General features: G+C 64.0%; 22 protein-coding genes and 2 pseudogenes. 22 read left to right on the forward strand and 2 right to left on the reverse strand.

Going from position 1 to position 15,114, the window contains the following annotated elements; translation table 11 throughout:
• The first annotated feature begins 16 nt into the window (after positions 1-16).
• The 20 genes and pseudogenes from rpsC to rplQ all read left to right on the forward strand — a co-directional run bounded on the left by rpsC (position 17) and on the right by rplQ (position 11,613).
• Positions 17-742, forward strand: a complete 726-nt coding sequence (gene rpsC, locus ACETMP_RS03415; protein WP_018647246.1) for a 30S ribosomal protein S3 — start codon at positions 17-19, stop codon at positions 740-742.
• A 30-nt stretch (positions 743-772) separates the two neighbouring features.
• Positions 773-1,186 (forward strand): 50S ribosomal protein L16, encoded by a 414-nt coding sequence (rplP, locus tag ACETMP_RS03420; RefSeq protein ID WP_008136349.1) that lies wholly within the window; start codon positions 773-775, stop codon positions 1,184-1,186.
• A 5-nt stretch (positions 1,187-1,191) separates the two neighbouring features.
• Positions 1,192-1,398 carry a 50S ribosomal protein L29 gene (gene rpmC, locus ACETMP_RS03425; protein WP_157280557.1) on the forward strand — a complete coding sequence of 69 codons (207 nt, stop codon included), beginning with the start codon at positions 1,192-1,194 and terminating at the stop codon, positions 1,396-1,398.
• Between the two features lie 13 nt (positions 1,399-1,411).
• Positions 1,412-1,660, forward strand: a complete 249-nt coding sequence (rpsQ, locus tag ACETMP_RS03430; RefSeq protein WP_007603028.1) for a 30S ribosomal protein S17 — start codon at positions 1,412-1,414, stop codon at positions 1,658-1,660.
• A gap of 83 nt (positions 1,661-1,743) precedes the next feature.
• Positions 1,744-2,112 carry a 50S ribosomal protein L14 gene (gene rplN / locus ACETMP_RS03435; protein ID WP_007603030.1) on the forward strand — a complete coding sequence of 123 codons (369 nt, stop codon included), beginning with the start codon at positions 1,744-1,746 and terminating at the stop codon, positions 2,110-2,112.
• Positions 2,112-2,426, forward strand: a complete 315-nt coding sequence (rplX, locus tag ACETMP_RS03440) for a 50S ribosomal protein L24 (RefSeq protein ID WP_007603031.1) — start codon at positions 2,112-2,114, stop codon at positions 2,424-2,426. Before rplN ends, rplX begins: the two co-directional genes overlap by 1 nt.
• Positions 2,419-2,976, forward strand: a complete 558-nt coding sequence (rplE, locus tag ACETMP_RS03445; RefSeq protein WP_375159893.1) for a 50S ribosomal protein L5 — start codon at positions 2,419-2,421, stop codon at positions 2,974-2,976. Before rplX ends, rplE begins: the two co-directional genes overlap by 8 nt.
• Before the next feature lie 46 nt (positions 2,977-3,022).
• Positions 3,023-3,328, forward strand: a complete 306-nt coding sequence (rpsN, locus tag ACETMP_RS03450; RefSeq protein ID WP_028137018.1) for a 30S ribosomal protein S14 — start codon at positions 3,023-3,025, stop codon at positions 3,326-3,328.
• A 14-nt stretch (positions 3,329-3,342) separates the two neighbouring features.
• Positions 3,343-3,741: a 30S ribosomal protein S8 gene (gene rpsH / locus ACETMP_RS03455; protein WP_028137017.1), complete on the forward strand. Its 399-nt coding sequence runs from the start codon at positions 3,343-3,345 to the stop codon at positions 3,739-3,741.
• A 16-nt stretch (positions 3,742-3,757) separates the two neighbouring features.
• A pseudogene (rplF, locus tag ACETMP_RS03460) lies at positions 3,758-4,292 on the forward strand (50S ribosomal protein L6).
• A gap of 11 nt (positions 4,293-4,303) precedes the next feature.
• On the forward strand, positions 4,304-4,666 hold the full coding sequence (gene rplR / locus ACETMP_RS03465; protein WP_007603036.1) for a 50S ribosomal protein L18: 363 nt from the start codon (positions 4,304-4,306) through the stop codon (positions 4,664-4,666).
• 47 nt (positions 4,667-4,713) lie between these two features.
• The gene (gene rpsE, locus ACETMP_RS03470) at positions 4,714-5,310 is read left to right on the forward strand and encodes a 30S ribosomal protein S5 (protein ID WP_014494507.1); all 597 of its coding nucleotides are present in this window, start codon (positions 4,714-4,716) and stop codon (positions 5,308-5,310) included.
• Positions 5,311-5,335: 25 nt separating this feature from the next.
• On the forward strand, positions 5,336-5,530 hold the full coding sequence (gene rpmD / locus ACETMP_RS03475; protein ID WP_011088137.1) for a 50S ribosomal protein L30: 195 nt from the start codon (positions 5,336-5,338) through the stop codon (positions 5,528-5,530).
• Between the two features lie 76 nt (positions 5,531-5,606).
• Entirely contained in the window at positions 5,607-6,092 is a 486-nt protein-coding gene (gene rplO / locus ACETMP_RS03480; protein ID WP_375159894.1) for a 50S ribosomal protein L15, read from the forward strand.
• 151 nt (positions 6,093-6,243) lie between these two features.
• Positions 6,244-7,575 (forward strand): preprotein translocase subunit SecY, encoded by a 1,332-nt coding sequence (gene secY / locus ACETMP_RS03485; protein ID WP_375159895.1) that lies wholly within the window; start codon positions 6,244-6,246, stop codon positions 7,573-7,575.
• Between the two features lie 265 nt (positions 7,576-7,840).
• A complete protein-coding gene (locus ACETMP_RS03490; RefSeq protein ID WP_375159896.1) occupies positions 7,841-8,743 on the forward strand; it encodes an adenylate kinase in 903 nt (300 codons plus the stop codon).
• A gap of 185 nt (positions 8,744-8,928) precedes the next feature.
• Positions 8,929-9,296 (forward strand): annotated as a pseudogene (gene rpsM, locus ACETMP_RS03495) (30S ribosomal protein S13).
• 122 nt (positions 9,297-9,418) lie between these two features.
• Positions 9,419-9,808, forward strand: coding sequence for a 30S ribosomal protein S11 (gene rpsK, locus ACETMP_RS03500; protein WP_007603045.1), 390 nt, complete (start codon positions 9,419-9,421; stop codon positions 9,806-9,808).
• 114 nt (positions 9,809-9,922) lie between these two features.
• Complete coding sequence (locus ACETMP_RS03505) at positions 9,923-10,954, forward strand: DNA-directed RNA polymerase subunit alpha (RefSeq protein ID WP_375159897.1); 1,032 nt, start codon at positions 9,923-9,925, stop codon at positions 10,952-10,954.
• Between the two features lie 242 nt (positions 10,955-11,196).
• Positions 11,197-11,613, forward strand: a complete 417-nt coding sequence (gene rplQ / locus ACETMP_RS03510; protein WP_375159898.1) for a 50S ribosomal protein L17 — start codon at positions 11,197-11,199, stop codon at positions 11,611-11,613.
• 78 nt (positions 11,614-11,691) lie between these two features.
• On the opposite strand, the gene ACETMP_RS03515 is transcribed toward rplQ, so the two are convergent.
• Complete coding sequence (locus ACETMP_RS03515; protein WP_375159899.1) at positions 11,692-12,669, reverse strand: Bug family tripartite tricarboxylate transporter substrate binding protein; 978 nt, start codon at positions 12,667-12,669, stop codon at positions 11,692-11,694.
• Between the two features lie 193 nt (positions 12,670-12,862).
• Between ACETMP_RS03515 and ACETMP_RS03520 the strand changes: the two genes are divergently transcribed.
• Together ACETMP_RS03520 and ACETMP_RS03525 are read left to right on the forward strand one after the other, a co-directional pair.
• Entirely contained in the window at positions 12,863-13,651 is a 789-nt protein-coding gene (locus tag ACETMP_RS03520; RefSeq protein ID WP_375159900.1) for an SDR family NAD(P)-dependent oxidoreductase, read from the forward strand.
• 8 nt (positions 13,652-13,659) lie between these two features.
• A complete protein-coding gene (locus ACETMP_RS03525; RefSeq protein WP_375159901.1) occupies positions 13,660-13,956 on the forward strand; it encodes a DUF1330 domain-containing protein in 297 nt (98 codons plus the stop codon).
• 106 nt (positions 13,957-14,062) lie between these two features.
• Here the strand turns inward: ACETMP_RS03525 and ACETMP_RS03530 are convergent, their stop codons facing one another.
• Positions 14,063-15,076, reverse strand: coding sequence for a zinc-binding alcohol dehydrogenase family protein (locus ACETMP_RS03530; RefSeq protein WP_375159902.1), 1,014 nt, complete (start codon positions 15,074-15,076; stop codon positions 14,063-14,065).
• Positions 15,077-15,114: the final 38 nt, after the last annotated feature.

Genomic DNA, 15,114 nt, shown 5'->3' on the forward strand with positions numbered 1-15,114 from the left:
GGCGCAGGAGAACACGATGGGTCAAAAGATCAATCCGATCGGTCTGCGCCTCGGCATCAACCGTACCTGGGATTCCCGCTGGTTCGCCGGCAAGCAGGAATACGGCAAGCTGCTGCACGAGGACGTCAAGATCCGTGAGATCCTGCACAAGGAGCTCAAGCAGGCGGCCGTCGCCCGCATCGTGATCGAGCGTCCGCACAAGAAGTGCCGCGTCACCATCCACTCGGCCCGTCCGGGCGTGGTGATCGGCAAGAAGGGCGCCGACATCGACAAGCTGCGCAAGCGGGTCGCGGACATCACCTCGTCCGACGTCGTCATCAACATCGTCGAGATCCGCAAGCCGGAGCTCGATGCGACGCTGGTGGCCGAATCGATCGCCCAGCAGCTGGAGCGCCGCGTGGCGTTCCGCCGGGCCATGAAGCGCGCCGTGCAGTCGGCGATGCGTCTCGGCGCGGAAGGCATCCGCATCAACTGCTCGGGTCGTCTGGGCGGTGCGGAAATCGCGCGCATGGAATGGTACCGCGAAGGTCGCGTGCCGCTGCACACGCTGCGCGCCGACATCGACTACGGCGTTGCGACCGCGTTCACGACCTTCGGCACCTGCGGCGTCAAGGTCTGGATCTTCAAGGGCGAGATCCTCGAGCACGATCCGATGGCCCAGGACAAGAGAATGGCCGAAGGCGAGACGGGCGGTAGTGGTGATCGTGGTGGCCGTCAGCGCCGCGACACGGCTGCAGCCTAAAGCCGCACAGGAATTTGAGGGCTCAAAGCCATGATGCAACCTAAGAAAACGAAGTTCCGGAAGGCGCATAAGGGCCGCATCCACGGCGTTGCGTCTTCGGGCGCGACGTTGGCGTTCGGCCAGTTCGGCCTGAAGGCGACCGAGCCTGAGCGCGTCACCGCGCGCCAGATCGAAGCCGCTCGCCGCGCGCTGACCCGCCACATGAAGCGCGCCGGCCGCGTCTGGATCCGGGTGTTCCCGGACGTTCCGGTGTCGAAGAAGCCGGCCGAAGTCCGCATGGGCTCCGGCAAGGGTTCGCCGGAATTGTGGGTCGCGCGCGTCAAGCCGGGCCGGGTGCTGTTCGAGATCGACGGCGTCAACACCCAGACGGCGCGTGAGGCGCTGACCCTGGCGGCCGCCAAGCTGCCGATCAAGACGCGCTTCGTCGAGCGCATTGCGGAGTAATGGTCATGGCCCAGATGAAGATCGAAGACATCCGCGCGATGAGCCCCGACCAGCAGGATGAGGCCATCCTGAACCTGAAGAAGGAGCGCTTCAACCTGCGCTTCCAGCGCGCCACCGGGCAGCTCGAGAACACCTCGCGCCTGCGCGAGGCCCGCCGTGACATCGCCCGGATCAAGACCGTCGCCGCGCAGACGCGCGCCAAGAAGAAGTAAGAGGCTTACGAAGATGCCGAAACGTACTTTGCAGGGCGTGGTCGTCAGCGACAAGCAGGCCAAGACCATCGTGGTGCGCGTCGACCGCCGCTTCACGCACCCGATCTACAAGAAGACGATCCGCCGTTCGAAGAACTACCACGCGCACGACGAGAGCAACGAGTTCAAGCCGGGCGACATGGTGTGGATCGAGGAATCGAAGCCGATTTCGAAATTGAAGCGCTGGGTCGTGATCCGGGGCGAGCACAAGAAAAGCGCCTGATCTGTTGGCTTTAGCCGACTGACTTCAGGGAAATGTTGAGCGCCGGCTGGGCTGGCGCAAAGAGAAGAGGACGAGGTGCATCAATGATTCAGATGCAGACCAACCTCGACGTGGCCGACAATTCTGGCGCACGCCGTGTCATGTGTATCAAGGTGCTCGGAGGCTCCAAGCGCCGCTACGCCACGATCGGCGACATCATCGTCGTCTCGATCAAGGAAGCGATTCCGCGTGGCAAGGTGAAGAAGGGCGACGTGATGAAGGCCGTCGTGGTGCGCGTCCGCAAGGACATCCGCCGCGCCGACGGTTCGGTCATCCGCTTCGACCGCAACGCCGCCGTTCTGATCAACAATCAGTCCGAGCCGGTCGGCACCCGTATCTTCGGGCCCGTGCCGCGCGAGCTGCGCGCCAAGAACCACATGAAGATCATCTCGCTCGCGCCGGAGGTGCTGTGATGGCTGCGAAGATCCGCAAGGGCGACAAGGTCGTCGTGCTGACCGGTCGCGACAAGGGCCGGACCGGCGAAGTGTTCGAAGTGCGCCCCGACGCCGGCACGGCGCTGGTGCGCGGCATCAACATGGTCAAGCGTCACCAGAAGCAGACGCAGGCCCAGGAGGGCGGCATCATCTCGAAGGAGTCGCCGATCCAACTGTCCAACATCGCGTATGTCGGCAAGGACGGAAAGCCGACCCGCGTCGGATTCAAGATTCTGGCGGACGGCAAGAAGGTCCGCATCGCCAAGAGCTCGGGAGCTGAGATCGATGGCTGAGGCCGCTTACACCCCGCGCCTGCGCGCGGAATACGACGCCAATATCCGCACGGCTCTGACCGAGAAGTTCGGTTATGAGAACGTCATGCAGGTTCCGCGCCTGGACAAGGTCGTGCTGAACATGGGCGTCGGCGACAGCGTCAACGACCGCAAGAAGGCCGAGACCGCCGCTGCCGAGCTGACCCAGATCGCCGGCCAGAAGGCAATCGTCACCTATTCGCGGATCGCGATCGCGACCTTCAAGCTGCGCGAGAACCAGCCGATCGGCTGCAAGGTCACGCTGCGCAAGGCCCGCATGTACGAGTTCGTCGATCGCCTGGTGACGGTCGCGCTGCCGCGCGTCCGCGACTTCCGCGGCCTGAACCCGAAGAGCTTCGACGGCCGCGGCAATTATTCGCTCGGCATCAAGGAGCACATCATTTTCCCCGAGATCGACTTCGACAAGGTCACGGAAGCCCGCGGCATGGACATCACCGTCTGCACCACGGCCAAGACCGACGAAGAGGCGAGGGCCTTGTTGACCGCTTTCAATTTCCCGTTCCGGCAGTGAGACGCTGACCTAAAGCCTCTCAAACGCGGATACCCAGGAGCCAAGCATGGCAAAGAAGAGTTCAGTCGAGAAGAACAACCGGCGCAAGCGGATGGTGAAGAACGCCGCCGCCAAGCGCGAGCGGTTGAAGGCGATCATCGCCGACAAGACGCTGCCGATGGAGGAGCGGTTCGCCGCGACCCTGAAGCTGGCGGAAATGCCGCGCAACTCGTCGGCGACCCGCATCCGCCTGCGTTGCGAGCTGTCGGGCCGTCCGCGCTCGAACTACCGCAAGAACAAGCTGTCCCGTATCGCGCTGCGCGAACTTGGCTCCAAGGGCATGGTCCCGGGCCTCGTGAAGTCCAGCTGGTAAGGAGGGTCGTTTAGATGTCCACGCACGATCCAATCAGCGATCTGATCACCCGTATCCGCAATGCGCAGATGCGCTCGAAGAGCAAGGTCTCCACGCCCGGCTCGAAGATGCGCGAGAACGTGCTCGAGGTCCTCAAGACCGAGGGTTACATCCGCGGCTATGCCACGCTCGAGCATTCCTCGGGCCGCAGCGAGATCGAGATCGAGCTGAAGTATTTCGACGGCGAGCCCGTCATCCGCGAGATCGAACGTGTCTCCAAGCCCGGGCGCCGCGTCTACGCCTCGGTGAAGAACCTGCCGCGGGTCAACAACGGGCTCGGCATTTCGGTGTTGTCGACGCCGAAGGGGATCATGGCCGACCACAGCGCGCGCGACGCGAATGTGGGCGGCGAAGTCCTCTTCACGGTGTTCTGAGAAGGATTTTTCATCCATGTCACGTGTTGGCAAAAGGCCTGTGGCGGTGCCGTCGGGTGTTACCGCGACCGTCGATGGGCAGACCGTCAAGATGAAGGGGCCGAAGGGCCAGCTTCAGTTCGTCGTCCATGACGACGTCGAGGTGAAGCTTCGAGAGCGGCCAGATCAAGGTTCAGCCGCGCTTCGAGACCAATCGCGCGCGTGCCCTGTACGGGACCGCTCGCGCCCAGGTCGCGAATCTGGTCGAAGGCGTCACCAAGGGCTTCGAGAAGAAGCTGGAGATCACCGGCGTCGGTTACCGCGCCGCGATGCAGGGCAAGAACCTGCAGCTCGCGCTCGGTTACAGCCACGACGTGGTCTACGCGATCCCGGAAGGGATCACGATCACGGTGCCGAAGCCGACCGAGATCACGGTGTCGGGCAGCGACATCCAGCGCGTCGGCCAGGTCGCGGCCGAGATCCGCAGCTATCGCCCGCCGGAGCCCTACAAGGGCAAGGGCGTGAAGTATGTTGGCGAATTCATCTTCCGCAAGGAAGGCAAGAAGAAGTAACGGAGCCGGTCATGTCCAAAGCCAAGGTTACCAATGCCCGGCGCAAGCGGAGTGTGCGGCTGAAGCTGCGCCGCTCCGGTGGTGGTCGTCCGCGTCTGTCGGTGTTTCGCTCGTCCAAGCACATCTACGCCCAGGTCATCGACGACCTGAAGGGCGAGACGCTGGCCTCTGCCTCCTCGCTCGAGAAGTCGATGCGCGACGGCGGCAAGACCGGCGCCGACATCGATGCGGCGAAGGCGGTCGGCAAGCTGCTGGCCGAGCGCGCCGCCGAGAAGGGTGTCAAGGAAGTCGTGTTCGATCGCGGCAGCTACCTCTATCACGGGCGCGTCAAGGCTCTCGCCGACGCTGCGCGTGAGAGTGGGCTGAGCTTCTAACGGAATTTGAGGATTGAGGCGTAAGCCTCTGAAGGATTGGAAAAACCATGGCAGCTGAACGCGAACAACGTGGTGGACGCGATCAACGCGGCGGCGGACGTGAACGCAGAGAGCGCGAGGAGCGCGACAGCGAGTTCGTCGACAAGCTCGTCCACATCAATCGTGTGGCCAAGGTCGTCAAGGGCGGCAAGCGCTTCGGTTTCGCAGCGCTGGTCGTGATCGGCGACCAGAAGGGCCGCGCCGGCTTCGGTCACGGCAAGGCGCGCGAAGTGCCCGAGGCGATCCGCAAGGCCACCGAGTCCGCCAAGCGCAACCTGACCCGCGTGTCGCTGCGCGAAGGCCGCACGCTGCATCACGACATCGCCGGCCGTCATGGCGCGGGCCGTGTCTACCTGCGTGCGGCGCCGGCCGGTACCGGCATCATCGCCGGCGGTCCGATGCGCGCCGTGTTCGAGACGCTCGGTGTCCAGGACGTGGTGGCGAAGTCGATCGGCTCTTCGAACCCCTACAACATGGTTCGTGCGACCTTCGATGCGCTGAAGCACCAGGACTCGCCGCGCTCGGTCGCTGCCCGCCGCAATATCAAGGTGTCCACCCTCCAGTCCCGCCGTATCGGTGGCGACGCCGAGGCGGCTGCCGACTAACGGAAGCTTTTCGGAGTAGACTCCCATGGCCAAGGCCGCAAAGACGATCAAGCTCGAGCAGACCGGCAGCGCGATCCGCCGCCATCACTCGCAGCGCTCGACGCTGATCGGGCTCAAGCTCAACAAGATCGGCCGCACCAGCGAACTGCCGGATACGCCGGCGGTCCGTGGCATGATCGAGAAGGTTCACCATCTCGTCCGCATCGTCGACGAGAAGTAAGCAAAGGCGCACGATCCCGAACAGCGGGTTACCCGTTTTCGGCGAAGATCAGGCGCAAGACACAAGGAGAAGGGCGATGAAGCTCAGCGATATCGCCGACAACGCCGGCTCGCGCAAGAAGCGTATGCGCGTCGGCCGCGGCATCGGTTCGGGCAAGGGCAAGCAGTCCGGCCGCGGCGGCAAGGGCCAGACCGCGCGTTCCGGCGTGCGCATCAAGGGCTTCGAAGGCGGCCAGATGCCGATGCATCGCCGTCTGCCCAAGCGCGGCTTCAACAACATCTTCCGCATCGAGTTCGCCGAGATCAATCTCGATCGGCTCCAGGAAGCGGTCGATGCCAAGAAGATCGACGCCGGCAGCGTCGTGAACGTCGAGGCCCTGGTGAAGGGCGGCGTGCTGCGCCGCGCCAAGGGCGGCCTGCGGCTGCTCGGCCGTGGCGAGCTCAAGTCCAAGCTCAACATCGAAGTCCACGGCGCCAGCAAGACCGCGATCGAAGCGGTCGAGAAGGCCGGCGGCTCGGTGAAGATTCTCGCCCCTGCCAAGGAAGAAGGCGAGGCGGCGTAACAACTGCGTCATCGGCCCGCGGCGCGCGGGCCTTTACGCATGTGGGACGATGGACTTATCGAAGCCGAGCCCCAGATAATGTCCGGTGTCCGGTATAATGTAGCCCGGCCGCGGGCATGACGGCGCGATAGGCGGCGGGAGAAAGTCCAAGATGGCCTCTGCAGCGGAACAACTGGCAGCCAATCTCAATTTCAGTGCGTTCGCCAAGGCTGACGAACTGAAGAAGCGCATCTGGTTCACCCTGGGTGCGCTGCTCGTTTATCGGCTCGGGACCTATATCCCGCTTCCGGGCATCGATCCCAATGTCTGGGAGCAGGTATTCCGCTCCCAGGCGGGCGGCATCCTCGGCATGTTCAACATGTTCGCCGGCGGCGGCATCCACCGCATGGCGATCTTCGCGCTGAACATCATGCCGTATATCTCGGCCTCGATCATCATCCAGCTCCTCACCACCGTCTCGCCGCAGCTCGAGGCGCTGAAGAAGGAGGGCGAGTCCGGCCGCAAGCTGCTGAACCAGTACACCCGCTATCTCACCGTGATCCTGGCCGCGTTCCAGTCTTACGGCATCGCGGTCGGCCTCGAAGGTGCCGGCAACGTCGTCAGCGAGCCCGGCATGTTCTTCCGCCTCTCGACCGCGATCACGCTGACCGGCGGCACTATGTTCCTGATGTGGCTGGGCGAGCAGATCACCTCGCGCGGTATCGGCAACGGCATCTCGCTGATCATTCTCGCCGGCATCGTCGCCGAGCTGCCCTCCGCGCTCGCCAACATGCTCGAGCTCGGCCGTCAGGGCGCGATGTCGACCGGCCTGATTCTGGTCGTCATCATCATGGCCGTCGCCGTGATCGCCTTCATCGTGTTCATGGAGCGCGCGCAGCGCCGCCTCCTGATCCAGTATCCGAAGCGCCAGGTCGGCAACAAGATGTTCGAGGGCCAGTCCTCGCATCTGCCGCTCAAGCTCAACACCTCCGGCGTGATCCCGCCGATCTTCGCGTCCTCGCTGCTGCTGCTGCCGACGACGGTCGCGAATTTCAACGCGGGCAGCGGGCCGGAATGGTTCCAGTGGATCACCACCCAGCTCGGCCACGGCCGTCCGCTGTTCCTGTTCATGTATCTGGCGCTGATCGTCTTCTTCGCCTTCTTCTACACCGCGATCGTGTTCAACCCGACCGAGACCGCGGACAATCTGAAGAAGCACGGCGGCTTCATTCCGGGCATCCGGCCCGGCGAGCGCACCGCGGAATATATCGACTATGTGCTCTCGCGCGTCACCGTGCTCGGCGCGATCTATCTGGCGATCGTCTGCTTGATCCCGGAGATCCTGATCTCGTATGCCTCGGTGCCGTTCTACTTTGGCGGCACCTCGCTGCTGATCGTCGTCAGCGTCACCATGGATACGGTGGCACAGGTGCAGGGCTATCTGCTGGCACACCAGTATGAAGGCCTGATCCGCAAGTCGAAGCTGCGCGGCCGCCGCCGCTAAAGGCGGTGTGCTCTGAAGGCGGCGCGACTGCGCCGCCGATTCGCCGCACAAGCAGCGCTCGGCCCTTGAGGGCGACCGCTCGGTCACCTCGGCAGTGCCGCTCTCATTGCTCTGCAATCACTGATTTCAAAGCCCTTCTTGGCGTCCACCCATCTGCTGCCCTATGGTAGGGTAGCGGTGCAGCGCCGATTGTGGTTTGCACTGTTCTTCGATTTCAAACACAGGTGCGCGACGTATCGCTCACCAATCCGGGGGGCGTATGCCGATGAGAATTATACTTCTGGGACCGCCGGGGTCGGGCAAGGGGACGCAGGCGCAGCTGTTGGTGCAGCGCTACGGCATCGTCCAGCTCTCGACCGGCGACATGCTGCGTGCCGCGGTGGCGGCCGGAACGCCGGTCGGGCTGAAGGCCAAGGAGATCATGGCCGGCGGCGGCCTCGTGCCCGACGAGGTCGTGGTCGGAATCATCTCCGATCGCATCGACCAGCCGGACGCCAAGAACGGTTTCATCCTCGACGGCTTCCCGCGCACCGTGCCGCAGGCCGAAGCGCTGGACGAACTGCTCAAGGACAAGCGCCTCAAGCTCGACGCCGTGATCGAGCTCCGCGTCAACGAGAGCGCGCTCCTGCACCGTGTCGAGACCCGCGTCGCCCAGATGCGGGAGCGCGGCGAGGAGGTCCGGCTCGACGACACGCCGGAAGTCCTGACCAAGCGACTCGCCAGCTACCGCAGCCAGACGGAACCGCTGATTCATTACTATTCCGAGCGGCGGAAGCTCTCCACCATCGACGGCATGATGGCCATCGACGAGGTCACCCGCGCCATCGACCGCCAGCTCCAGGCATTGGGCGCGGCCGACGCCAAGATGCAGGCCAAGGAAGCCACCAAGGCAAAGACCAGGAGCGCGGCCAAGGCCGCCCCGGCCAAGAAGGCCAAGGCGGCGAAGAAAACGGCCAAAAAGGCGGTGAAAGCAGCCAAAAAGGCCGCCAAACCGGCCAAATCCGCCAAGAAGGCTGCCAAGAAGGCCGTCAAGGGGCGCAAGACGGCGGCCAGGAAGACCGTCAAGAAAAAGGTGAAGAAGGCCGCAAAGAAGGCCGCCAAAAGGGCGGTCAAAAAGGGTGCCAGGACGGCTGCAAAAAAGGTCACGAAAAAGCGAGCCAAGCGCTAGCAGCGGTTGACGAAAGCCCCCGGAATCCCCTAATAAGCCCCGCATCCAAGTCGGATAGTTTCAGACGATGCCGGGCCCCAGGAAGACCGGGGGAGGGCGTCGTGTTCGCGTTTGTGAACACCTGCCCGAGAACACAAGCACTTAAAGCCCGATCCTGACGAGGATCGGCAACAGGAGAGAAGGCCGTGGCCCGTATTGCCGGCGTGAACATTCCCACCAACAAGCGCGTGCTGATCGCGCTCCAGTACATCCATGGCATCGGTCAGAAGATCGCCAGTGAGATCCTGGAGAAGGTGAAGATCCCCGTGGATCGTCGCGTCAATCAGCTCAGCGACGCTGAAGTGCTCCAGATCCGCGAAGTGATCGACCGCGACTATCTCGTCGAGGGCGACCTGCGCCGCGAGGTCGGCATCAACATCAAGCGTCTGATGGACCTCGGCTGCTATCGCGGTCTGCGTCATCGTCGTGGTCTGCCGGTGCGCGGCCAGCGCACCACACCAATGCGCGCACGCGCAAGGGGCCGGCGAAAGCCATCGCCGGCAAGAAGAAGTAAGTTTTCAGATCTAGTCGCGGCGTGCGGCGAACAGGGGATGCCCGTTCGCCGCGCGCCTTTCGTTCCACAGGTGTAGCCGCTGGCATTACGGCGGCGTTTGAGATCTTCAGGAAAGGGACTCAATGGGCAAGGAAGCCACCCGCGTTCGTCGTCGTGAGCGCAAGAACATCGCCTCCGGCGTCGCGCATGTGAACTCGTCGTTCAACAACACGACCATCACCATCACCGACGCGCAGGGCAACACGATTGCCTGGTCCTCCGCCGGCACGATGGGCTTCAAGGGCTCGCGCAAGTCGACCCCGTACGCCGCGCAGGTTGCCGCCGAGGACGTGTCCAAGAAGGCGCAGGAGCACGGCATGCGCACGCTCGAGGTCGAAGTCGCCGGTCCCGGTTCGGGCCGCGAATCGGCGCTCCGCGCGCTTCAGGCCGCCGGCTTCACCGTCACCTCGATCCGCGACGTGACCACGATCCCGCACAACGGTTGCCGTCCGCGCAAGCGTCGTCGCGTTTGATTTTTACGAGTTGCGGGCGCATCGGCGCCCGCAATGACTTTGCAAGAAGCCGCTGGTGCGACCTGCGGCCTTTCTCCAACGCCAGTGTCTGCAATGGCAGTTCGACTGGCCTGTATGGGTGAAACAGTGACGATCCAGAAAAATTGGCAAGAACTGATTCGGCCGAACAAGCTCCAGGTTACGCCCGGCAGCGATTCCTCGCGTTTCGCGACGATCGTCGCCGAGCCGCTCGAGCGTGGCTTCGGCCAGACGCTCGGCAATGCGCTGCGCCGCATCCTGCTCTCCTCGCTCCAGGGCGCGGCGGTGCAGTCGGTGCACATCGACGGCGTGCTGCACGAGTTCTCCTCGATCGCGGGCGTCCGTGAGGACGTCACCGACATCGTGCTCAACATCAAGGACATCTCGATCAAGATGCAGGGCGAAGGCCCCAAGCGCATGGTCGTGAAGAAGTCCGGCCCGGGCGTGGTCACCGCCGGCGACATCCAGACCGTCGGCGACGTCGTGGTGCTCAACCCGGACCTGCAGATCTGCACCCTCGACGAGGGCGCCGAGATCCGCATGGAGTTCACGGTCGCCACCGGCAAGGGCTACGTGCCCGCCGAGCGCAACCGTCCCGAGGACGCGCCGATCGGCCTGATCCCGGTCGACAGCCTGTACTCGCCGGTCCGCAAGGTCTCCTACAAGGTCGAGAACACCCGCGAGGGCCAGATCCTCGACTACGACAAGCTGACCATGACGATCGAGACCAACGGCGCGATCTCGCCGGATGATTCGGTGGCTTACGCTGCCCGCATCCTGCAGGACCAGCTCAACGTCTTCGTCAACTTCGAAGAGCCGCGCAAGGAAGTCGCCCAGGAGATCATCCCGGACCTCGCCTTCAACCCGGCCTTCCTCAAGAAGGTGGACGAGCTCGAGCTGTCGGTGCGCTCGGCCAACTGCCTGAAGAACGACAACATCGTCTACATCGGCGACCTCGTGCAGAAGAGCGAAGCCGAAATGCTCCGCACTCCGAACTTCGGCCGCAAGTCGCTGAACGAGATCAAGGAAGTGCTGGCCCAGATGGGTCTGCATCTCGGCATGGAAGTGCCGGGCTGGCCGCCGGAGAACATCGACGAGCTCGCCAAGCGCTTCGAGGATCATTACTGAGTGTTTTGTCGTTCCGGGGCGATGCGCGAGCATCGAACCCGGAACCTCGAGATTCGGGTTCGGCTCTGCGAGCCGCCCGGAATGACGAGAGCATGATCCCGGAAAAGTGCGAAGCGGTTCCGATCAGGATCATGCTCAAGATTAGAAAGCGAAGGCGCGTCGCGCTTTCGCGGGCGAACGCAGGAAGCCCACCTGAAACCAGTCGCTGAACCACCGCGACACAATCGAAAAGGACTATTCACATGCGTCACGGCAAGGTTCATCGGAAGCTCAACCGCACGGCCGAGCATCGCAAGGCGATGTTCGCCAACATGGCGGCCGCGCTGATCAAGCACGAGCAGATCGTCACCACGCTGCCGAAGGCCAAGGAGCTCCGTCCGATCGTCGAGAAGCTCGTCACCCTCGGCAAGAAGGGCGGTCTGTCGCTGCGCCGCCAGGCGATCTCGGAGCTGCGCGACGTCGACATGGTCAGGAAGCTCTTCGACACGCTGGCGACCCGCTACAAGGACCGCCAGGGCGGCTACACCCGCATCATCAAGGCCGGCTTCCGCTACGGCGACAATGCCGCGATGGCCGTGATCGAGTTCGTCGACCGCGACGTCGATGCCAAGGGCCAGGATTCCGGCCCGGTGCAGGAAAAGGAAGCCGGGGCGGCGTAAGCCACTCAGCGGATATGGATTGAAAACGGCGCCCTCGGGCGCCGTTTTTGCGTCTGGGACCGGTGCAGATGCGTGGGATTATTCCTCCTTGATCCCTGCCTTTTGCGCGATGTCCTTCATGTCGGCGGTTTCCTTGCCGATCGCTCCGGCCCAATCGCTGTAGCGCGCGAAGCCGGGCTCGAAGCCGACCTTGGCGAAGCGCTCGGCCACGGCGGGATTTTTGATCGTCTCCTCCAGCGTTGCGGAGAGCTTGTCGTGAACGGTCGGCGGCAGACCCTTGGGAGCGACCACGGCGCCCCATGAGGCGAAGTCGATGTTGCCATAGCCGAGCTCGGCGAGCGTCGGCACGTCAGGAAGGAACGGCGTGCGCTTGGCCGAGAACGCGGCGAGCACCTTGACGGTGCCCGCCTCGATCTGCGGCTTGACCGCGATCACCGTGTCGACGTGGTACTGGATGTGCTTGCCGATGAGGTCGTTCATCGCCGGTGCGCTGCCCTTGTAGGGCAGATGCACCATCTTGATCCCGGCCGCCGATTTGAACAATTCGCCGGCAAAGTGCGAGACGGTCGCGACGCCGAAGGACGCCAGCGAGAGCTTGTCGGGATTGGCCTTGGCTTCAGTGACGAGCGCAGCCACGTTCTTAACCGGATTGTCCTTGTAGGTGACCAGCACCAGCGTGATCTTGCCGACCTGGCCGAGCGGCTCGAAATCCTTGGCCGCGTCGTAGGGCACGGTTTCCTTGACGGCTGCCGGCAGCGTGAAGCTCGAGTTCGAGCTGAAGAACAGGGTGTATCCGTCCGGCGCCGCTCGGGCGACTTCCTTGGCAGCAATCGTGGTGCCGCCACCGGGGCGGTTGATGATGATCACGGGCTTGCCGAGCCGCGTCTCCAGCTCGCCGCCGATGATGCGCGCCACCACGTCGGAGGCGCCGCCGGGCGGGAAGGGGACGATCAATTGCAGGGCCTTGTCCGGATAGACCGCTTGCGCCGGCGCGAGCGAATTGCTGCCCATCAGGCCGAGCAACCCGAGCGCAACAATGAGGGCGGTTCTCTTCATCGCTTGGTCCTTCCGTGTTCGCATGAGCCAAGATGCTCGGGTCTGGTTTAGCAATAATCATTCCACCTGCGGTCGAGCCGGGCGCCCCATTGCTGCCGGAACGGCGCCGAGCGTCTCACTGATTGGTGAGCGCCGATTGCGGGCCGGTCCACCGCGACCGATATCCCCGTCATCGATCTGATGGAGATATTGCATGAACATCGACCTTTCCGGAAAAACCGCGCTGGTGACGGGCTCGACCGCCGGCATCGGCCACGCCATCGCCAAAGGCCTGGCGGCCTCCGGCGCCAGCGTCGTGATCAACGGCCGCGGCCAGGACAAGGTCGATGCCGCCGTGCGCAAGCTGGAAGGGACCGGCGCCAGGGTCCGCGGCATCGCCGCCGACGTCTCGACCGCTTCGGGCTGCAAGGCGCTCGTTGCGGCGCTGCCGGACGTCGACATCCTCGTCAACAATGCCGGCATCTTCGAGCCGAAGGACTTCTTCGACATTCCCGATGAGGACTGGAGCCGCTTCTTCGAGGTCAACGTCATGAGCGGCGTGCGGCTGTCGCGGGCCTACATGAAGGGCATGCTCGCGCGCAATTGGGGCCGCATCGTCTTCATCTCCTCGGAGTCCGGGCTCAACATTCCCGTCGAGATGATCCATTACGGCATGACCAAGACGGCGCAGCTGTCGGTCGCCCGCGGCCTGGCGCAGCTCACCCGCGGCACCGGTGTCACCGTCAACTCCGTGCTGCCCGGCCCGACCATGTCGGAGGGCGTCGAAACTTTCGTGAAGGATCTCGCCAGGCAGAACGGACAGTCGGTGGACGAGGCCGCCGCCAATTTCGTCAAGCAGCATCGCCCGAGCTCCCTGCTTCAGCGTTTCGCCGGCGTCGACGAGATCGCCAACATGGTGGTCTACGTCGCCTCGAAGCAGGCGTCCGCCACCAACGGCGCCGCGCTGCGCGCAGAAGGCGGTATCGTCAACACCATTGCCTGAGGCCGCGCATGACAGCCTATGTGGTCTCCGAAGTCGAGATGCGCGACGCGGGCGGATTTGAAGCCTATCGCACGCTTGCCGCGAAGACGATCGCGCAGTACGGCGGACGCTATCTCGTGCGCGGCGGCAAGGCCGAGCTTGCCGAAGGCAACCTCCCGGCGAAGGCGATCGTCATCGTCGAATTTCCGTCGATGGCGAGGCTGAAGGAATGGTACGCCTCGCCGGAATATGCCGAGGCGCTGAAGTTGCGCCAGACGGCGCTCGAGCGGCGGCTGCTGTTCGTCGAGGGCGTGCCGGAAGCGTAGCTGCCGTAGGGTGGGCAAAGCGAAGCGTGCCCACGCACTTTTTGCGACGGAGCGAGATGGTGGGCACGGCGCAAGTGCGCCTTTGCCCACCCTACAACGCCTTCGACTACCACCCCTCCAGCACGATCTTGCCGCGGGATTTGCCGCTCTCCAGCAGCGCGTGCGCGCGCTTGAGGTTGGCCGCGTTGATCGTGCCGAAGGTCTGGTCGAGCGTGGTGCGCAGCACGCCCTTGTCGATGAGGTCGGCGACGTCGTTCAGCAGATGATGCTGCGCGATCATGTCCGCCGTCTGGAACGAGGAGCGGGTGAACATCGATTCCCAGTGCACCGAGATCGCCTTGCCCTTGAACGTGCTCATGGTGAATTCCGGCGGATCGTCGATCAGGCCGAACTTGCCCTGCGGTGCCATGAAGTCCGCGATCGCCTTGTAGTGCTGATCGGTGAAGGTGAGGCTCGCCACCAGCGCGACCGGCGGCAACTTCAACTGCTCGATCTGCTCCTTCATCGGCTTGCCGTGGTCGATCACGGCGTGCGCGCCGAGATCGAGGCACCATGTCCGCGATTCCGGCCGCGTCGCGGTGGCGAGCACCGTGAGGCCGGTGAGGCGGCGGGCAAGCTGGATTAGGATCGAGCCGACGCCGCCGGCACCGCCCGTGATCAGCAGCGTGCGCGGATCGACGCTCTTGCCGGGCACCGCGCCGAGCCGGTCGAACAGCAATTCCCAGGCGGTGATGGAGGTGAGGGGAAGGGCGGCTCCTTGCGCGAACGACAGGCTCTTCGGCTTGTTGCCGACGATGCGCTCATCGACCAGGTGGAATTCGGCGTTGGTGCCCTGGCGCAGGATCGAGCCGGCGTAAAACACCTCGTCGCCCGGCTTGAACAACGTAACCTCGGGCCCGACGGCATCGACCACGCCGGCTGCGTCATAGCCCAGGATCTTGGTCTCGCCCTCGGGCGGGGCTGCGCGCTTGCGCACCTTGTAATCGACCGGATTGGCCGAGATCGCCTTCACGGCGACGCGGATGTCGCGCCCTTTGGGCTCCGGTTTTGCGGTCTCGAAATCGAACAGCGAATCCGCGTCCTCGATCGGAAGCGATTTCTTGTAGCCGACGGCCTTCATGGCTTGTCTCCATCAGATGGCATGCTCGCCTGCCGTCC

It is taken from the genome of Bradyrhizobium dasycarpum (genome assembly GCF_042019905.1).
Taxonomy (GTDB): Bacteria; Pseudomonadota; Alphaproteobacteria; order Rhizobiales; family Xanthobacteraceae; genus Bradyrhizobium; species Bradyrhizobium japonicum_B.